This window comes from Azonexus sp. MM2026_4 (genome assembly GCF_055901855.1).
The window spans coordinates 2,466,591-2,482,408 of record NZ_CM148380.1; the positions used below are offsets into that span (position 1 = coordinate 2,466,591).

At 67.9% G+C, this 15,818-nt stretch carries 10 protein-coding genes; 3 read left to right on the forward strand and 7 right to left on the reverse strand.

The window, feature by feature from the left end:
• The first annotated feature begins 211 nt into the window (after positions 1–211).
• Genes AC0KWY_RS11650 through AC0KWY_RS11660 form a run of 3 tightly spaced genes read left to right on the forward strand, consistent with a single transcriptional unit; the run spans position 212 to position 9,373 of the window.
• Positions 212–7,168 carry a retention module-containing protein gene (locus AC0KWY_RS11650; protein WP_474025660.1) on the forward strand — a complete coding sequence of 2,319 codons (6,957 nt, stop codon included), beginning with the start codon at positions 212–214 and terminating at the stop codon, positions 7,166–7,168.
• Positions 7,169–7,192: 24 nt separating this feature from the next.
• Entirely contained in the window at positions 7,193–7,519 is a 327-nt protein-coding gene (locus AC0KWY_RS11655; RefSeq protein WP_474025661.1) for a helix-turn-helix domain-containing protein, read from the forward strand.
• A 3-nt stretch (positions 7,520–7,522) separates the two neighbouring features.
• Entirely contained in the window at positions 7,523–9,373 is a 1,851-nt protein-coding gene (locus tag AC0KWY_RS11660) for a TolC family outer membrane protein (protein ID WP_474025662.1), read from the forward strand.
• Positions 9,374–9,377: 4 nt separating this feature from the next.
• On the opposite strand, the gene AC0KWY_RS11665 is transcribed toward AC0KWY_RS11660, so the two are convergent.
• From AC0KWY_RS11665 to ychF, 7 genes are read right to left on the reverse strand one after another with little or no spacing between them, the layout of a single operon-like run.
• Positions 9,378–9,863 carry a phosphatidylglycerophosphatase A family protein gene (locus tag AC0KWY_RS11665; RefSeq protein WP_474025663.1) on the reverse strand — a complete coding sequence of 162 codons (486 nt, stop codon included), beginning with the start codon at positions 9,861–9,863 and terminating at the stop codon, positions 9,378–9,380.
• A complete protein-coding gene (gene thiL / locus AC0KWY_RS11670; protein ID WP_474025664.1) occupies positions 9,856–10,836 on the reverse strand; it encodes a thiamine-phosphate kinase in 981 nt (326 codons plus the stop codon). The genes AC0KWY_RS11665 and thiL overlap by 8 nt, the downstream gene beginning before the upstream one ends.
• Positions 10,837–10,840: 4 nt before the next feature.
• Positions 10,841–11,311 carry a transcription antitermination factor NusB gene (gene nusB, locus AC0KWY_RS11675; protein WP_474025665.1) on the reverse strand — a complete coding sequence of 157 codons (471 nt, stop codon included), beginning with the start codon at positions 11,309–11,311 and terminating at the stop codon, positions 10,841–10,843.
• Positions 11,304–11,780 carry a 6,7-dimethyl-8-ribityllumazine synthase gene (gene ribH / locus AC0KWY_RS11680; protein ID WP_474025666.1) on the reverse strand — a complete coding sequence of 159 codons (477 nt, stop codon included), beginning with the start codon at positions 11,778–11,780 and terminating at the stop codon, positions 11,304–11,306. Before ribH ends, nusB begins: the two co-directional genes overlap by 8 nt.
• A 3-nt stretch (positions 11,781–11,783) precedes the next feature.
• Positions 11,784–12,905 (reverse strand): bifunctional 3,4-dihydroxy-2-butanone-4-phosphate synthase/GTP cyclohydrolase II, encoded by a 1,122-nt coding sequence (gene ribBA / locus AC0KWY_RS11685; RefSeq protein WP_474025667.1) that lies wholly within the window; start codon positions 12,903–12,905, stop codon positions 11,784–11,786.
• Between the two features lie 60 nt (positions 12,906–12,965).
• Positions 12,966–14,711 carry a putative bifunctional diguanylate cyclase/phosphodiesterase gene (locus tag AC0KWY_RS11690; protein ID WP_474025668.1) on the reverse strand — a complete coding sequence of 582 codons (1,746 nt, stop codon included), beginning with the start codon at positions 14,709–14,711 and terminating at the stop codon, positions 12,966–12,968.
• Positions 14,712–14,719: 8 nt separating this feature from the next.
• On the reverse strand, positions 14,720–15,811 hold the full coding sequence (gene ychF, locus AC0KWY_RS11695; RefSeq protein WP_474025669.1) for a redox-regulated ATPase YchF: 1,092 nt from the start codon (positions 15,809–15,811) through the stop codon (positions 14,720–14,722).
• Positions 15,812–15,818 lie beyond the last annotated feature (7 nt).

A 15,818-nucleotide genomic window follows, 5' to 3' on the forward strand; every position in this document is an offset into this window, starting at 1 on the left:
CGTCAACTATTTTTATCGTTTATTCGCTTAATAATCACAAAAACTACATTCAGCATTCCGCTGCTTGCCAAACGAATAAAATGAAACTTGGTTTTCACGTATAGCATTTAATTGATGTATACGTATAATTTGAAAACACGACTTTCAATTAACTCTGACTGCAACTTCTTTCCTCGTCAGAGCAAGCCCCAGCGCGCAAGGAGTTCAAGCCATGTCAGCCGCCATCAGCATCGCCATAGCAGCTTCCGTCACCGGCCAGGTTTTCGCCATCTCGCCCGACGGCAAGGTTCGCCCCTTGCACCCCGGCGATCCGCTCTTCCCCGGCGAGAAGGTGGTCACCGCGCGCGACGCGCAAGCTGTCGTCAAACTTGCCGACGGCCGGGAAATCAGCCTGGACCGTAGCGAAAGCCTGCAACTCGACGGCGATGTCGCCGGCAGCACCGGCCAGGAAGACAGCGCGCTGGCGGCGGGTAGCGCCGGCATTCGCGAGCTGGGTTCGGCGCTCGCCGCCAACCGGCCGCTCGACGACCTGCTCGACGAGGAAGCGCCCGCCGCCGGCGAAAGTGGCGCCGCCAGCGAAGGCGGCCACAACTTCGTGCAGTTCCAGCGCATCGTCGAAAGCATCGGCAGCAGCGACTCCGCCTACCGCTTCGGCGCCGGCGACCGCTACGCCCTCGCCGAGCGCCAGAACGGCGACCTGACCCCACCCGAACCGGACACCACGCCGCCCAACGGCGGCGCCGCGCCGACCGTGACCATCGTCGAGGACGCCAACAACGACGGCTTCATCAACCGCGCCGAACTGCAGGGCGACGTCGACATCCGCGTCGCCTTCGACGGCAACCTGGTCGATGTCGGCGACACCGTCCGCGTCAATGCCAACGGCCTCGTCATCGACGTCGTCGTCAACGCCCAGGACAAAGCCAACGGCTACGTCTCACTGAGCGTCCCGCCGGCCGCCCATGGCAGCACGCTGACCGTCGAAGCGGTGATCCTCGATCCGGCCGGCAACAGCACCCTGCCCGGCCAGGACAGCGCCAAGATCGACACCAGCAACCTGCAGGGCCTCGCCGTTTCCATCGTCGAGGACGCCAACAACGACGGCTTCATCAACAAGGCCGAACTCAGCGGCAAGGTCGACATCCGCATCGACCTGCCGGCCGAAGCCATCGCCGGCGATCTCCTGACCGTGCGCATCACCGGCAACGCAACGCGCAGCATCGTCCTCTCGCAAGCCGACATCGACGCCCACCGCGTGATGATCGACGTCGATGCGCCGGCCAACGGCACCCGCATCGAGGTCTCCGCCCAGGTCTCCGACCCGGCCGGCAACCTCTCGAACACCGCCAGCGACAGCGCCACGCTGATGATCGGCGACCTCGCCGCCCCCGGTGTCACCATCACCGAGGATGCCAACGGCGACGGCTGGCTCAACGCCGCCGAGTTGCAGGGCGACGTCGATGTCCGCGTCGATCTGCCCGACACCGCCCGTGCCGGCGACAGCCTGCTGGTCTCGGTCAATGGCGTCGCCCGCCTGCCGGTGCTGCTCACCGCCGCCGACATCGCCGCCGGTCACATCGACCTCGCCGGCATCGCCAGTCCCGGCGACGGCCATACGCTGACCGTCGTCGCCCAGTTGCGCGATCCCGCCGGCAACCTCAGCCCGACCGGCAGCGATGCCGTCACCGTCGATACCACGGTGTTCACCGGCCTCGCCGTCGAGATTGCCGAAGACCGCAACAACGACGGCTTCATCTCGATCGCCGAACTGCAGGGCAACGATATCGACGTCCGCGTCACCCTGCCCGCCGGCGCCGCCGTCGGCGATTCGCTGACCGTCTCCGGCAGCGGCAACGTCGATCAGGTGATCACCCTGACCGCCGCCCATCTCGCCGCCGGCCACGTCGATCTCAAGTTCAACCCGACTGCCGACAATACCGACTTCGTCACCACCGCCCGTATCACCGACATCGCCGGCAACCATGCCGGCCCGGTCAGCGACAGCGCCCGCCTGCTCCTCTCCGAGCCAGGCGCCCCGCTCGTCGCGATCACCGAGGATGCCAACAACAACGGCTGGATCAGTGCCGCCGAACTCAACGGCGACATCGACGTCAGCATCACCCTGCCCGGCACCGCCCGCGTCGGCGACAGCCTGCTCGTCTCGATCAACGGCGTCGCCCAGACGCCGCACGTGCTGACGCTCGCCGACATCAACCGCGGCAGCATTGCGCTGGCCGTCGCCAATCCGGGTGAAGGTCAGGAAGTCAGCGTCAGCGCCCAGGTCCGCGACCCTGCCGGCAATCTCGGCAAGATCGGTAGCGACAGCGCCACCGTCGATACCATCCCGCCCAACGGCGGCAAGGCGCCGACCGTCACCATCACCGAAGACGCCGACAACAACGGCTACATCAACGCCGCCGAACTGAACGGCGACGTCGATGTGAAGATCGCCTTCGATCCGGCCAAGGTCGACGCCGGCGATATCGTCGTCGTCAGCAGCGGCACGATCACCCGGGAAATCACTGTCACTGCCGCCGATTTGAGCCGCGGTTACGTCACCACCGCCTTCGCCGCGCCGCCGTCCGGCGACAGCATCGCGGTCAGCGCCCGCATCGTCGATCCGGCCGGCAACAGCACGCCGCCGGGCAGCGACAGCGCGATCATCGATACCGACGTGCCGAACAAGGGCGATGCGCCGACCGTCACCATCGTCGAGGACGCCAACAACGACGGCTTCATCAACCGTGCCGAAGCGCAGGGCGTGGCCGATGTCCGCATCGACTTCAAGCCGGCGCTGGTCGAGGTCGGCGACATCGTCCGCGTCACCGACGGCAGCACCACCCGGGAGATCGTCATCGACGCCGCCAGCAAGGCGGCCGGCCATGTCCTGACCGACTTCCCGATTCCGGCGCCGGGCAACACCCTGGTCGTCAGCGCGACCATCGTCGACCCGGCCGGCAACAGCACGCAGCCCGGCCACGACAGCGCCAAGATCGACACCAGCAACCTGCAGGGCCTCGCCGTAACCATCGTTGAAGACGCCAACAACGACGGCTTCATCAACAAGGCCGAACTCAGCGGCAAGGTCAACATCCGCATCGACCTGCCGCTTGAGGCCATCGCCGGCGATCTGCTGACCGTGCGCGTCACCGGCAACGCAACGCGCAGCATCGTCCTCAGCCAGGCCGACATCGACGCCCACCATGTTCTGATCGACGTCGATGCGCCGGCCAACGGCACCCGCATCGAAGTCTCCGCTCAGGTGTCCGACCCGGCCGGCAACATCTCCAACACCGCCAGCGACAGCGCCACGCTGATGATCGGCGACCTCGCCGCGCCGACCGTCACCATCACCGAGGACACCAACGGCGACGGCTGGCTCAACGCCGCCGAGCTGCAGGGCAACGTCGATGTCCGCGTCGATCTGCCCGACACCGCCCGTGCCGGCGACAGCCTGCTGGTCTCGGTCAATGGCGTCGCCCGCCTGCCGGTGCTGCTCACCGCCGCCGACATCGCCGCCGGTCACATCGACCTCGCCGGCATCGCCAGTCCCGGCGACGGCCATACGCTGACCGTCGTCGCCCAGTTGCGCGATCCCGCCGGCAACCTCAGCCCGACCGGCAGCGATGCCGTCACCGTCGATACCACGGTGTTCACCGGCCTCGCCGTCGAGATTGCCGAAGACCGCAACAACGACGGCTTCATCTCGATCGCCGAACTGCAGGGCAACGATATCGACGTCCGCGTCACCCTGCCCGCCGGCGCCGCCGTCGGCGATTCGCTGACCGTCTCCGGCAGCGGCAACGTCGATCAGGTGATCACCCTGACCGCCGCCCATCTCGCCGCCGGCCACGTCGATCTCAAGTTCAACCCGACTGCCGACAATACCGACTTCGTCGCCACCGCCCGCATCACCGACATCGCCGGCAACGCCGCCGGCCCGGTCAGCGACAGCGCCCGCCTGCTCCTCTCCGAGCCCGGCGCCCCGCTCGTCGCCATCACCGAGGATGCCAACAACAACGGCTGGATCAGTGCCGCCGAACTCAACGGCGACATCGACGTCAGCATCACCCTGCCCGGCACCGCCCGCGTCGGCGACAGCCTGCTCGTCTCGATCAACGGCGTCGCCCAGGCGCCGCATGTCCTGACGCTGGCCGACATCAACCGCGGCAGCATCGCACTCGCCGTCGCCAATCCGGGCGAAGGGCAAAGCCTTGAAGTCACCGCCCAGGTCCGCGACCCTGCCGGCAACCTCGGCAAGACCGGCAGCGACAGCGCCACCGTCGATACCCTGCCGCCCAACGGCGGCAAGGCGCCGACCGTCACCATCACCGAAGACGCCGACAACAACGGCTACATCAATGCCGCCGAACTGAACGGCGAGGTCGATGTGAAGATCGCCTTCGACCCGGCCAAGGTCGATGCTGGCGATATCGTCGTCGTCAGCAGCGGCACGATCACCCGGGAAATCACCGTCACCGCCGCCGACAAGGCGAACGGTTACGTCAGCACCGCCTTCCCGCCGCAAGCGCACGGCACAACACTGACCGTCGAGGCGCTGATCCGCGATCCGGCCGGCAATGCGACGCCGCGCGGCAGCGACAGCGCCGAATTCCGCACCGCGCTGATCATCGACGACCTGACCGTCAGCGTTTCCGAGGAAGGCCTGGCCAAGGGCCTGCCCGACAGCCTCGGCCTGCCCGCCGACACTACCGACTCGGCGGTCGTCAGCGGCTCGCTGATCGTCGCCAACGGCACCCCGGCGCTCAGCTACTGCCTGCAGGCGCCGAGCGAAGAGCTTTGTTCGAACGGGGTGCGCATCGTCTGGTCCGGCGACGGCACCGAAGCCTCGCCGCTGGTCGGCCGCGCTGGCCTGCTCGGCCCGGAAGTGATCTGCGCCAAGGTCGACGCCCAGGGCAACTACGAAATCCGCCTGCTGCAGCCGGTCGACCACCTCGACAGCAACGGCGAGGACATCGCCGCCCTCAACTTCACGGTCAAGGCCAGTGACGGCAACCAGCAGCACAGCGCGACGCTGACCCTGAACATCGAGGACGACGCGCCGCTCGCCCGCGACCAGAGCTTCCGCGTCGGCAATGGCGACGGCGCCGACACCAACCTGATGATCGTCCTCGACGTCTCGTCGAGCATGAGCGAATGCGCCTGCGTCAAGGATCTGGCCGGCAAGGAGCTGAGCCGCCTCGACCTCGCCAAGCAGGCGATCAACGACCTGCTCGACCGCTACGACGGGCTGGGCGACGTCATGGTTCGCCTCGTCATCTTCGGCAACGACGGCCAGGCAATCGGCGACCGCTGGCTGACGGTGGACGAGGCGCGCGCCGCGCTGGCCGGCATCAGCGTCAGCGGCGAAGCGTCCAACTACGACGCGGCGCTGGCCACCGCCGTCCAGGCCTACGCCGACCCCGGCCGCCTCGCCACGGCGCAGAACGTCTCCTACTTCTTCTCCGACGGCGAGCCGACCACCGACAACAGCGGCCACCCGTTCAACTACAGCGGCCAGTTCGACCCCTTCCTCGGCGACGGCATCGACCAGGGCGAAGAACTCGCCTGGCAGGCCTTCCTCGCCCAGCACCAGATCGTCTCGCAGGCGATCGGCGTCGGCCCGCGCGGCGTCATCTATCCCGACCAGCTCAGCCCGATCGCCTGGAACGGCGCCGTCGGCTGCGACCTGGACAGCAACTGGATCGCCGACTTCAACGAGATGGCCTGCGTCTTCTCCAACACCGTCAGCGGCCCGACCACCCTCACCGGCAGCCTCGGCGGCTTCGGCGCCGACGGCGGCCACGTCGCCAGCCTGAGCATCGGCGGCTACAGCTTCGCCTACGACGCGCAGAGCAACACGCTGACCGCCAGCGGCAGTTCGGACAGCGTCACCGCCTACCAATTCGACCCGCTGGCGCGCACTCTGACGCTGACCACGGTGCATGGCGAAACGCTGTGCATCGGCCTCTGCGACGGCAGCTTCCGCTACCACGTCGATGAGACGCCGGTGCGCGGCACCCACACCGACCTCCAGTACACGCTGGTCGATGGCGACGGCGACAGCGCCAGCGGCTCGCTCGGTTTCGTCGGCACCGGCGCCCCGGCCAACGTCGCGCCGGTGGCCGGCATCGAGACCGGCAACAACCTGCTCGGCATCATCGGCCTCGAAGCGCTCGACCTGATCGACCTCGGCACCCGCACCCGGTTCACCGCGCTGGACGCCAACAACGACCTGATGCGCGTCGAAATCGCCTACCGGGCGCTGGTCAATCTCGGCCCCTACCATCTCCAGGCCTCGCTCGCGCTGGCCGCCGAACTCGGACTGCACGTCGAGATCACCAACGATCCCGGCCTGCTCGGCCTGGTCCTGCCCAGCTCGACGCTGGTCATCACCGCCGCCGACGGCGGCAGCATCGACAACCTGGCGCTCAACGAACTGCTCGGCACCGTGCATTACGAACAGTCCTTGCTCGACGTCAGCGTGCTCAGCGCGACCAGCATCACCGCCACCGACAGCCACGGCCTGAGCAGCACGGCGAACGTCGGCTCGCTTGCCGAAGTCAGCCTGATCCACAGCCCGGACAGCGATCCGCGCCTAGTCGAAGGCCGCGACGGCGCCGACAGCCTGCAGGCGATCGCCGCCGGCAGCCGCCTCTACGGCCATGGCGGCGACGACCTGCTGCAGGGCGCCGGCGGCAGCGACCTGCTGCGCGGCGGCGACGGCAACGACGGACTCGACGGCGGTGCCGGCATCGACCTGCTGATCGGCGGGCGCGGCAACGACATCCTGATCGGCGGCGCCGACAGCGACGTCTTCCGCTGGGAATTCGGCGACCAGGGGACGGCAGCGACGCCGGCCACCGACGTCATCCTCGACTTCAACGCGACGGCAACGGTCGGCGCCGGCGGCGACGTGCTCGACCTGCGCGACTTGCTGCAGGGCGAATTCCACGACGGCAGCGACCTCGGCAATCTCGCCCAGTACTTGCAGATCGAGACCGCCAGCGACCACACGCTGATCCGCATCAACCCGCTCGGTGACGGCAGCGCGCCGACCCAGCAACTGATCCTCGACGGCGTCGATCTGTCGGCCGGCGGCCTCCATGCCGGCACCGCCCAAATCCTCGAAAACCTGATCCAGCAGGGACGCCTGCTGGTCGATTGAACCCTTGGTACTAGGAGAACCCGCATGAACACCGAACTCATCTGCAAGAATGGCCAGGACATCCGCGAGCTGCGGAATCAGCTCGGCCTCAAGCAAAGCACTTTCTGGAAGCGCATCCTGGTCACCCAGTCCGGCGGCTCGCGCTACGAAACCGGGCGCACCATTCCCAAGCAGGTGCTGCTGCTGATCCACCTCGCCTACAGCCCGCTCAAGGAATCGGAAGCGCTGCTCAAGCAGTTGCACGCCGGCAAGCCGGTGCCGATGCTGCGCGAAATCAGCGAGCGGCCGCGCGTCCGGCGCACCCATGGCGGCCGCGCGCAAAGCGTGGTGGTCCAGGCCGGAGCCTGCTGAGCGATGACCCAACTCAAGACCCTCCCCTGGCTGCTCGCCAGCCTCGCCCTGCCGCTGCATGCCCAGCAAGCGGCAGTCCCGGAAGTCCAGCAAGCGCTGCGCCAGGTCGCCCAGCAGGCGGTGCAGAAAAGCCCGGAAGTAACCATCAAGTGGCGCAACTACAAGGCCGCCGAGGAAGAAATCGGCGTCGCCCGCGGCGGCTACTTCCCGAAACTCGACCTGACCGCCGGGGCTGGCCGCGAGAGCCTGGAAGTGCCGGGCTCGGCCAAGGACAGCTACACCCGGCGCGGCTACGCGCTGACGCTGAGTCAGATGCTGTTCGACGGCTTCGCGACGCGCAGCGAAGTGCGCAAGCTGGGCAAAGCCAAGTTGGTGCGCTACTACGAACTGCTCGAAGCCTCGGAAAACGTCGCTCTCGAAGCCAGCAAGGCCTACGTCAACGTGCTGCGCTACCGCTCGCTGGTCGCGCTGGCCGAAGACAACTACGTGCGGCACAAGGCGACCTACGAGCAGATCAAGGCGCGCACCGCGTCCGGCGTCGGCCGCCGGGTCGACCTCGAACAGGCGGGTAGCCGGCTGGCGCTGGCCGAGGTCAACCTGACCACGGAAACGGCCAACCTGCACGACGTGATGGCGCGCTACCAGCGCCTGGTCGGCGAGCTGCCGGCCGGCACGCTGACGCCGCAGCAACTGACCGGCACGGCGCTGCCGGCGAGCCCGAAGGCGGCGCTCGACGTGCTCTACAAGCGCAACCCGACGCTGCTGGCGGCGGTCGAGAACATCGAAGCGGCGCAGTACGACGTCGAAGGCCGGCGTGCCGCCTACATGCCGCGCGTCGATCTGCGGGCTCGCACCGAGACGACCAAGAACTACCAGGGCGTCAGCGGCGACCGCGACCAGAACGTCGCCGAAGTCGTGATGTCGTGGAACCTGTTCAACGGCGGTTCGGACACGGCGCGCGAGCGGCAATACGTCGAGCGCAAGCACATGGCGCTGGAAATGCGCGAGAAGGCCTGCCGCGACACCCGGCAGACGCTGCTGATCGCCTATAACGACGTGCAGCGCCTGCGCGACCAGAAGGAAGACCTGACGACGCAGGTGGCACTGCTCGAGAAGACGCGCGACGCCTACCGCGACCAGTTCAACGTCGGCCAGCGCACGCTGCTCGACCTGCTCGACACCGAGAACGAACTGCTGTCGGCGAAGCGTTCGGCGATCAATGCCGATACCGACCTGACGCTGGCCTACCTGCGCAGCCAGGCCGGGATGGGCTCGCTGCTCGAGTTCATGGGCCTGCAGAAGCTGGAGACGGCGACGCCGGAGAGCGGCGAGCTGGCCGAAGTCGACGCGGCAACGCTGTGTCCGTCGGAGCCGGTGGCGCTGACCGGTACGCCGCGCGCCGATCTCGATGCCCGGGCGCAGGACATGCTGGGCAAGAAGCCGCCGGTGGTGACGCCGCCGCCGCCCGCCAGCGACGCCGACGTGCAGGCGCGCATCCGCGCCTGGGCGCAGGCCTGGTCGGCAAAGGACTACACCGCCTACACCGCCTTCTACGCGCCCGGCTTCACCCCCGACCGCGGCCTCTCGCGCGACGCCTGGGACCGCCTGCGGCGCACCCGCATCATGCCGCGCGAAAGCATCTCGGTGACGGTGGACAAGCTGGACGTGCAGATGCACGGTGCCGACCGGGCGACCGCGAAGTTCGAGCAGACCTACCGTTCGAACCTCTACAACGACCGCGTGCTGAAGACCCTGCAGATGATCCGCCAGAACAGCCAGTGGCTGATCACCGGCGAAACCGCCGTGCCCTGCCGCGGCAACACGGTCGGCGGCTGCAACCCAGGGCAGCGCTGACGGTTCAGGAAAGGGCGTGGCGCAGCAGCGCCAGCACGAACAGCGTGTAGCCGGCGGCCACCAGGTCGTCGGCCATCACGCCGAAGCCGTTCTTGACGTTTTCGTCGAACCAGCGCGCCGGTTGCGGCTTGCTGATGTCGAACAGTCGGAACAGCAGGAAGGCCGCCAGTTGCCACAGCCAGCCCGGCGGGGCGAGCAGCAGGACGAACCAGAAGGGAACGATCTCGTCCCAGACGATGCTGCCGTGGTCGGGTTCGCCGAGCGCCCGGCCGGCGACCTCGATGAACCAGATGCCGGCCAGGTAGGCGACGGCGAACAGGAAAAGCAACTGGCCGTCGCCGAAGAAGGGGCGGAACAGGATGAAGCTGGCCCAGGCGAACAGCGTGCCGAAAGTGCCCGGCGCCCACGGCGTCAGCCCGCTGCCGCAGCCGCAGGCGAAGAAATGCGCCGGGTGGGCGAGCAGGAAGCGGACGCTGGGCGGCTTAGGCAAAGTGGTCGTACCCCTTGCGTGCGATGTCCACCGGCTGCCCGTCCGGGTCGAAGACCTCGACCGTGCCCGGCGTGCCGGCAACGATCTCGCCGATCGGCCAGAGCGGCAGTTCGAGCGCCGCGGCAAGCGCCGCCACCTCCGGGCTGCGCGCCGCCGGCACGGTGAAGCACAGTTCGTAGTCGTCGCCGCCGGCCAGTTGGCAGTCGAGGGCGAGACGGCGCAGGTCGGCGTCGTAACGCTCGCCGCTGCCGACCAGGTCGCGCAGTTGCGGCAGTTGCACGAGGCGGACGGCGGCGGCACAGCCAGAACGTTCGGCAATGTGGCCGAGGTCGCCGAGCAGGCCGTCGGAAACGTCGATCGCCGCGCTCGCCAGGCCGACCAGCGCCTGGCCGAGGGCGAGCCGCGGGCGCGGCTTTTCCAGCGCGGCGATGCACAAGCGCGGCCAGGGTTCGGGCAGGCTGACCCGGCCCTGCAACTGGGCGAGGCCGAGCGCCGCCAGCCCGGGCCGACCGGACACCCAGACCTGGTCGCCGGGGCTGGCGCCGTCGCGGCGCAGGGCGCGCCCCGGCTCGACTTCGCCGAGCGCGGTGACGCACAGGTTGAGCGGGCCGCGCGTGGTGTCGCCGCCGATCACGTTGACGCCGTACTCCTTGGCGCAGGCGAAGAAACCGTCGGCAAAGCGCTCGATCCACGCCGCGTCGGCCGCCGGCAGCGCGCCGGCCAGCGTCACCCAGCGCGCCGTGGCGCCCATCGCCGCGAGGTCGGAGAGATTGACGGCGAGCGCCTTCCAGCCGAGGTTGCGGGGATCGGTATCGGCCAGGAAATGGGTGCCGGCGACCAGCATGTCGGTGGTCACCGCCAGTTGCTTGCCGGGCGTCGGCTGGACCAGCGCGCAGTCGTCGCCGGGGCCGAGCACCGCCGACGGCGTCGGACGGGCGAAGTAGCGGTCGATCAGCGCGAACTCGCCCGCCATCGCCTTACTTGCCGCGCCGGCGCGAAGCGACCTCGTCCGGGCGGACGACAGCGGCGACCTTGTCGAGCACGCCGTTGACGTACTTGTGGCCGTCGGTGCCGCCGAAGGCCTTGGCCAGCTCGATCGCTTCGTTGATGATGACGCGGTAGGGCGTCTCCGGATGATTGACCATCTCGAAGGTGCCGAGCATCAGCAGCGAGGCCTCGACCGGCGACAGCTCGCCGAAGGGGCGGTCGATATGGCTGGCGATGCGGGCGATCAGCGCCTCATGCTGGCCGATGACGCCGCGCAAGGTGCCGACGAAGAACTCGCGGTCGGCCTTGGCGAAACCTTCCATTTCCGGCGCGTAGGCTTCGATGGCGGCCTCGTCGGCACCGCCGACGCGCCACTGGTAGAGGCCCTGCAGAACGAATTCGCGGGCACGGCGGCGGGCCGACTTGGGCGGCGCCTTGGGGGTCTGTTCCTGCTCAGTCATTGCTCAGCGCTCCTTGCAGATTGGCCATTTCGACGGCGGCCTGGGCACAGTCGGTGCCCTTCGGCTGCATGCGGACTTCGGCCTGCTCGTCGGTGTCGCAGGTCAGGATGCCGTTGGCGATCGGCACGCCGGTGTGCAGTTGCAGTTCCATGATGGCGCGGCAGGCGTCGTTGGACACCACTTCGAAGTGGTAGGTGTCGCCGCGGATCACCGCGCCGAGCGCGATCAGCGCGTCGTACTGGGCGGTCTGCGCCATCGTCTGCAGGACCAGCGGGATTTCCAGGGCACCGGGGACGGTGGCGATCGCCATGTCCTCGTCGGCGACGCCGAGACGCTTGAGTTCGGCGACGCAGGCGGAAAGCAGGCCTTCGCAGATGGGCAGGTTGAAACGGCTCATGACGATGCCGATGGACAGGCCATTGCCGTCGAGGTTGCTGTCGAATTCGAATACGTTGTCAAAACGGGACATGGCTCAAAGCTCCGCGGGTGAGGTGACGAAACCGGTGACTTCGAGGCCGAAGCCGGTCATGGAGGGCATCTTGCGCGGACTGGAGAGCAGGCGCATCTTGCCGACGCCGAGGTCGCGCAGGATCTGCGCACCGATACCGTAGGTGCGCGGGTCCCATTTCTGCTGCGGCCGCGGGGCGCCGGTGTTTTCCGGGCGGGTCAGGCGCTCGAGCAGCGCCGCGCCGTCCTCCGGGCGGTGCATGAGGACGATGACGCCGTGGCCGTTCCTGGCCAGCGCCGCCTGCGCCTGGTCGATCGAGTAGGACTGGCGGCTGCTCGCCGGGTCGAGGAAGTCGAGCACCGACAAGGGTTCGTGCACGCGCACCAGGGTCTCGCCGCCGGCGGGAATCTCGCCCTTGACCAGAACCAGGTGGGTACCGCCGCCGGCGCGGTTGACGTAGGCGTGCAGCGCGAATTCGCCGTGCGCGGTGGCAATGTTCTTGCTGCTCACGCGCTCGACCAGTTTCTCCGAGGCGGCGCGGTAATGGATGAGGTCGGCGATGGTGCCGATCTTCAGGCCGTGCTGCTTCGAGAATTCGATCAGCTCGGGCAGGCGGGCCATCGTGCCGTCGTCGTTCATGATCTCGCAGATCACCGACGCCGGCTCCAAGCCGGCCATGCCGGCGAGGTCGCAACCGGCTTCGGTGTGGCCGGCGCGGACCAGGACGCCGCCGTCGCGGGCGGTGATCGGGAAGACGTGGCCGGGCTGGACGATGTCGGCCGGGCTGGCGTTGCGCGCCACCGCGGTGCGGATGGTATGCGCCCGGTCGGCGGCCGAGATGCCGGTGGTGACGCCTTCGGCAGCTTCGATCGAGACGGTGAAGGCGGTGCCGAACTGGGTGCCGTTGCTGCGCGCCATCTGGCTCAGGCCGAGGTGGCGGCAGCGGGCTTCGGTCAGCGTCAGGCAGACCAGACCGCGGCCGAACCTGGCCATGAAGTTGATCGCTTCCGGCGTGACGTGCTCGGCGGCCATGACCAGGTCGCCTTCGTTTTCACGGTCTTCCTCGTCGACCAGGACGACCATGCGGCCGGCCTTCAGTTCGGCGACGATTTCTTCGGTTGAGGCAATGGCGGGATGCGGAGGCATGGAATTCCGGGGGTGAGGGGAAAGGGGGGTATTTTCGCAGAAAGCGGCGGAGCCGGGGGCTCAGCCGGCCTGCCCGGCCCGGTGGGCCTTGACGAATTCGATCACGGCGTCGGCCGGCAACGGCCGGCTGTAGAGGAAACCCTGCACGAAATCGCAGCCGAGGCCGGCCAGGAAATCGCGCTGCCCTTCGGTCTCGACGCCTTCGGCGACCAGCTCCAGCCCCAGCTTGTGGCCGAGGGCGACGGTGGCGGAACAGATGGCGGCGTCGTTGAGGTCGGTTTCGAGGTCCTTGACGAAGGAGCGGTCGAGTTTGAGGCGCTGGATCGGCAGATGCTTCAGGTAGGCGAGTGAGGAATAGCCGGTACCGAAATCGTCGATCGCCAGCATCATGCCCATATCCGACAACTGGTCGAGAATCGACAGCGTCAGTTCCGGGTTCTGCATCGCCGTGCTCTCGGTGATTTCCAGCTCGAGGTCGGCGGAGCTCAGCTCGTAGCAGGACAGGATGCCGCGGATCAGGCCGGGCAGGTTCTCGTGGCGCAGTTGCTGGGCCGAGATGTTGACGGCGACGCGCAGGCGATCGAGGCCGGCGTCGCGGAAGCGGCGGACCTGGCGACAGGTTTCCCAGATCACCCAGTCGCCGAGCGGCTGGATCAGGCCGCTTTCCTCGGCGATGCGGATGAAGCGGGTGGGCGGGACGTCGCCCAGCTCGGGATCGTGCCAGCGGGCGAGCGCTTCGAGACCGGAGATCGCGCCGTTGCGGGTGTCGATCTGCGGCTGGAAGTGCAGCGCGAACGGCGAGTGTTCCGGCGTCACCGAGGCCAGCGCCCGGCGCAGCGCATTTTCCAGGCGCAGGCGTTCGCCGGCTGCCTCGTTCATCGAGCGGGCGTAGAACTGGTAGTTGTTGCGACCGGCGTCCTTGGCGTGATACATCGCGACGTCGGCGTTGCGCAGCAGGGTCTCGCGGTCGCGGCCGTCGGTCGGGTAGAGGCTGATGCCGATGCTGGGCGTCGCGAACAACTGGTGCGGGCCGATCACGTGCGCCTCTTCGGCCAGCCGGTGACGCACCTTGCCGGCCAGCGAGACGGCCGCCATCGCGCTATCGATGTCGGGCTGGACGACGACGAATTCGTCGCCGCCGAGGCGGGCGACGATGTCGCTGGCGCGCACGCAGTCGCGCAGGCGCAGGGCGACGCTCTTCAGCAGCTCATCGCCGACCGGATGACCGAGGGTGTCGTTGACCGTCTTGAAGTGGTCGAGGTCGATCAGCATCAGCGCCACCTGGCGGCCGTCGCGCTCGGCGCTGCGGATCGCCAGTTCGAGCTGGGATTCGAAGGCGAGCCGGTTGGGCAGGCCGGTCAGCGGGTCGTGGTAGGCGAGATGCAGCAGCTTCTGCGTCGCTTCGACGCGTTCGCCGATGTCGGCGTAGGTGGCGACGTGGTTGAGCAGCTTGCCGGCGGCGTCGCGCACTTCCGAGACCACCACCCACAGCGGATGGATGCTGCCGTTGCGGTGGCGATTCCACATTTCGCCGGTCCATACGCCGTCGGCGCGGATCGCCTGCCACATCGCCGCGTAGTAGTCCTTGCTCTGGCGCCCCGAGGCCAGCAGCGACGGGTTGCGGCCGAGCACTTCGTGCAGCCGGTACCCGGAAAGATGGCAGAAGGCGGCGTTGGCGGCGACGATGCGGTTGTCGGCGTCGGTGACCAGCGCCGCCTCGGTCGACTGCAGCAGGAGACGATGCAGCACCGCCGGGGCGAGCGCCGCCAGCGATTCACCGATGGCTTGCGCTTCGTCCCGGTCCATGGCGGTGGTCAGACGTTGAACAGGAAGTTGAGGACGTCGCCGTCGCGGACCACGTACTCCTTGCCTTCGGCGCGCATCTTGCCGGCTTCCTTGGCGCCGGCCTCGCCCTTGTACTGGATGAAGTCCTCGTAGGCGATGGTCTGGGCGCGGATGAAGCCGCGCTCGAAGTCGGTGTGGATGACGCCGGCCGCCTGCGGCGCGGTGTCGCCGGCGTGGATGGTCCACGCGCGCACTTCCTTGACCCCGGCGGTGAAGTAGGTCTGCAGGCCGAGCAGGGTGTAACCGGCGCGGATCAGGCGGTCGAGGCCGGGTTCGTGCAGGCCCATCGATTCGAGGAACTCGGCCTTGTCGGCGTCTTCGAGGTCGGCGATCTCGGCTTCGATCGACGCGCACAGCGCAACCACCTGCGAGCCTTCGGCGGCGGCATGCGCCTCGACCTGAGCGAGCAATGCGTTGTCGGTGAAACCGTCTTCGGCGACGTTGGCGGCGTAGAGCACCGGCTTGGCGGTGATCAGGCAGAAGGGCTTGAGGCTGGCCCACTCTTCCTTCGACAGGTTGAGGGCGCGCACCGCCTTGCCCTGGTCGAGCTGGGCGAAGCATTTTTCCAGCACGGCGACCAGGATCTTGGCTTCCTTGTCGCCGGCGCTGGCCGGGCGCTTGTAGCGGTTGAGCGCCTTTTCGACGGTAGCCATGTCGGCGAGCGCCAGTTCGGTGTCGATGATTTCGATGTCGCGGATCGGATCGACGCTGCCGGAGACGTGCACCACGTTCGGGTCGTCGAAGCAGCGGACGACGTGGACGATGGCGTCGGTTTCGCGGATGTTGGCGAGGAACTGGTTGCCCAGCCCTTCGCCCTTGGAAGCGCCGGCGACGAGGCCGGCGATATCGACGAATTCGACGATCGCCGGCTGGATCTTCTGCGGCTTGACGATCGCCGACAGCGCCTTGAGACGCGGGTCCGGCACTTCAACGATGCCGACGTTCGGCTCGATGGTGCAGAACGGGTAGTTGGCGGCTTCGATGCCGGCCTTGGTCAGCGCGTTGAACAGGGTGGATTTGCCGACATTGGGCAGACCGACGATACCGCATTTCAAAGACATGTTCTTT

Bases quoted from the DNA above. Each gene is read 5' to 3' on its own strand.
- AC0KWY_RS11650 (WP_474025660.1), top strand. From the start codon at position 212: ATGTCAGCCGCCATCAGCATCGCCATAGCAGCTTCCGTCACCGGCCAG.
- AC0KWY_RS11655 (WP_474025661.1), top strand. From the start codon at position 7,193: ATGAACACCGAACTCATCTGCAAGAATGGCCAGGACATCCGCGAGCTG.
- AC0KWY_RS11660 (WP_474025662.1), top strand. From the start codon at position 7,523: ATGACCCAACTCAAGACCCTCCCCTGGCTGCTCGCCAGCCTCGCCCTG.
- thiL (WP_474025664.1), bottom strand. From the start codon at position 10,836: ATGGCGGGCGAGTTCGCGCTGATCGACCGCTACTTCGCCCGTCCGACG.
- nusB (WP_474025665.1), bottom strand. From the start codon at position 11,311: ATGACTGAGCAGGAACAGACCCCCAAGGCGCCGCCCAAGTCGGCCCGC.
- ribH (WP_474025666.1), bottom strand. From the start codon at position 11,780: ATGTCCCGTTTTGACAACGTATTCGAATTCGACAGCAACCTCGACGGC.
- ribBA (WP_474025667.1), bottom strand. From the start codon at position 12,905: ATGCCTCCGCATCCCGCCATTGCCTCAACCGAAGAAATCGTCGCCGAA.
- AC0KWY_RS11690 (WP_474025668.1), bottom strand. From the start codon at position 14,711: ATGGACCGGGACGAAGCGCAAGCCATCGGTGAATCGCTGGCGGCGCTC.
- ychF (WP_474025669.1), bottom strand. From the start codon at position 15,811: ATGTCTTTGAAATGCGGTATCGTCGGTCTGCCCAATGTCGGCAAATCC.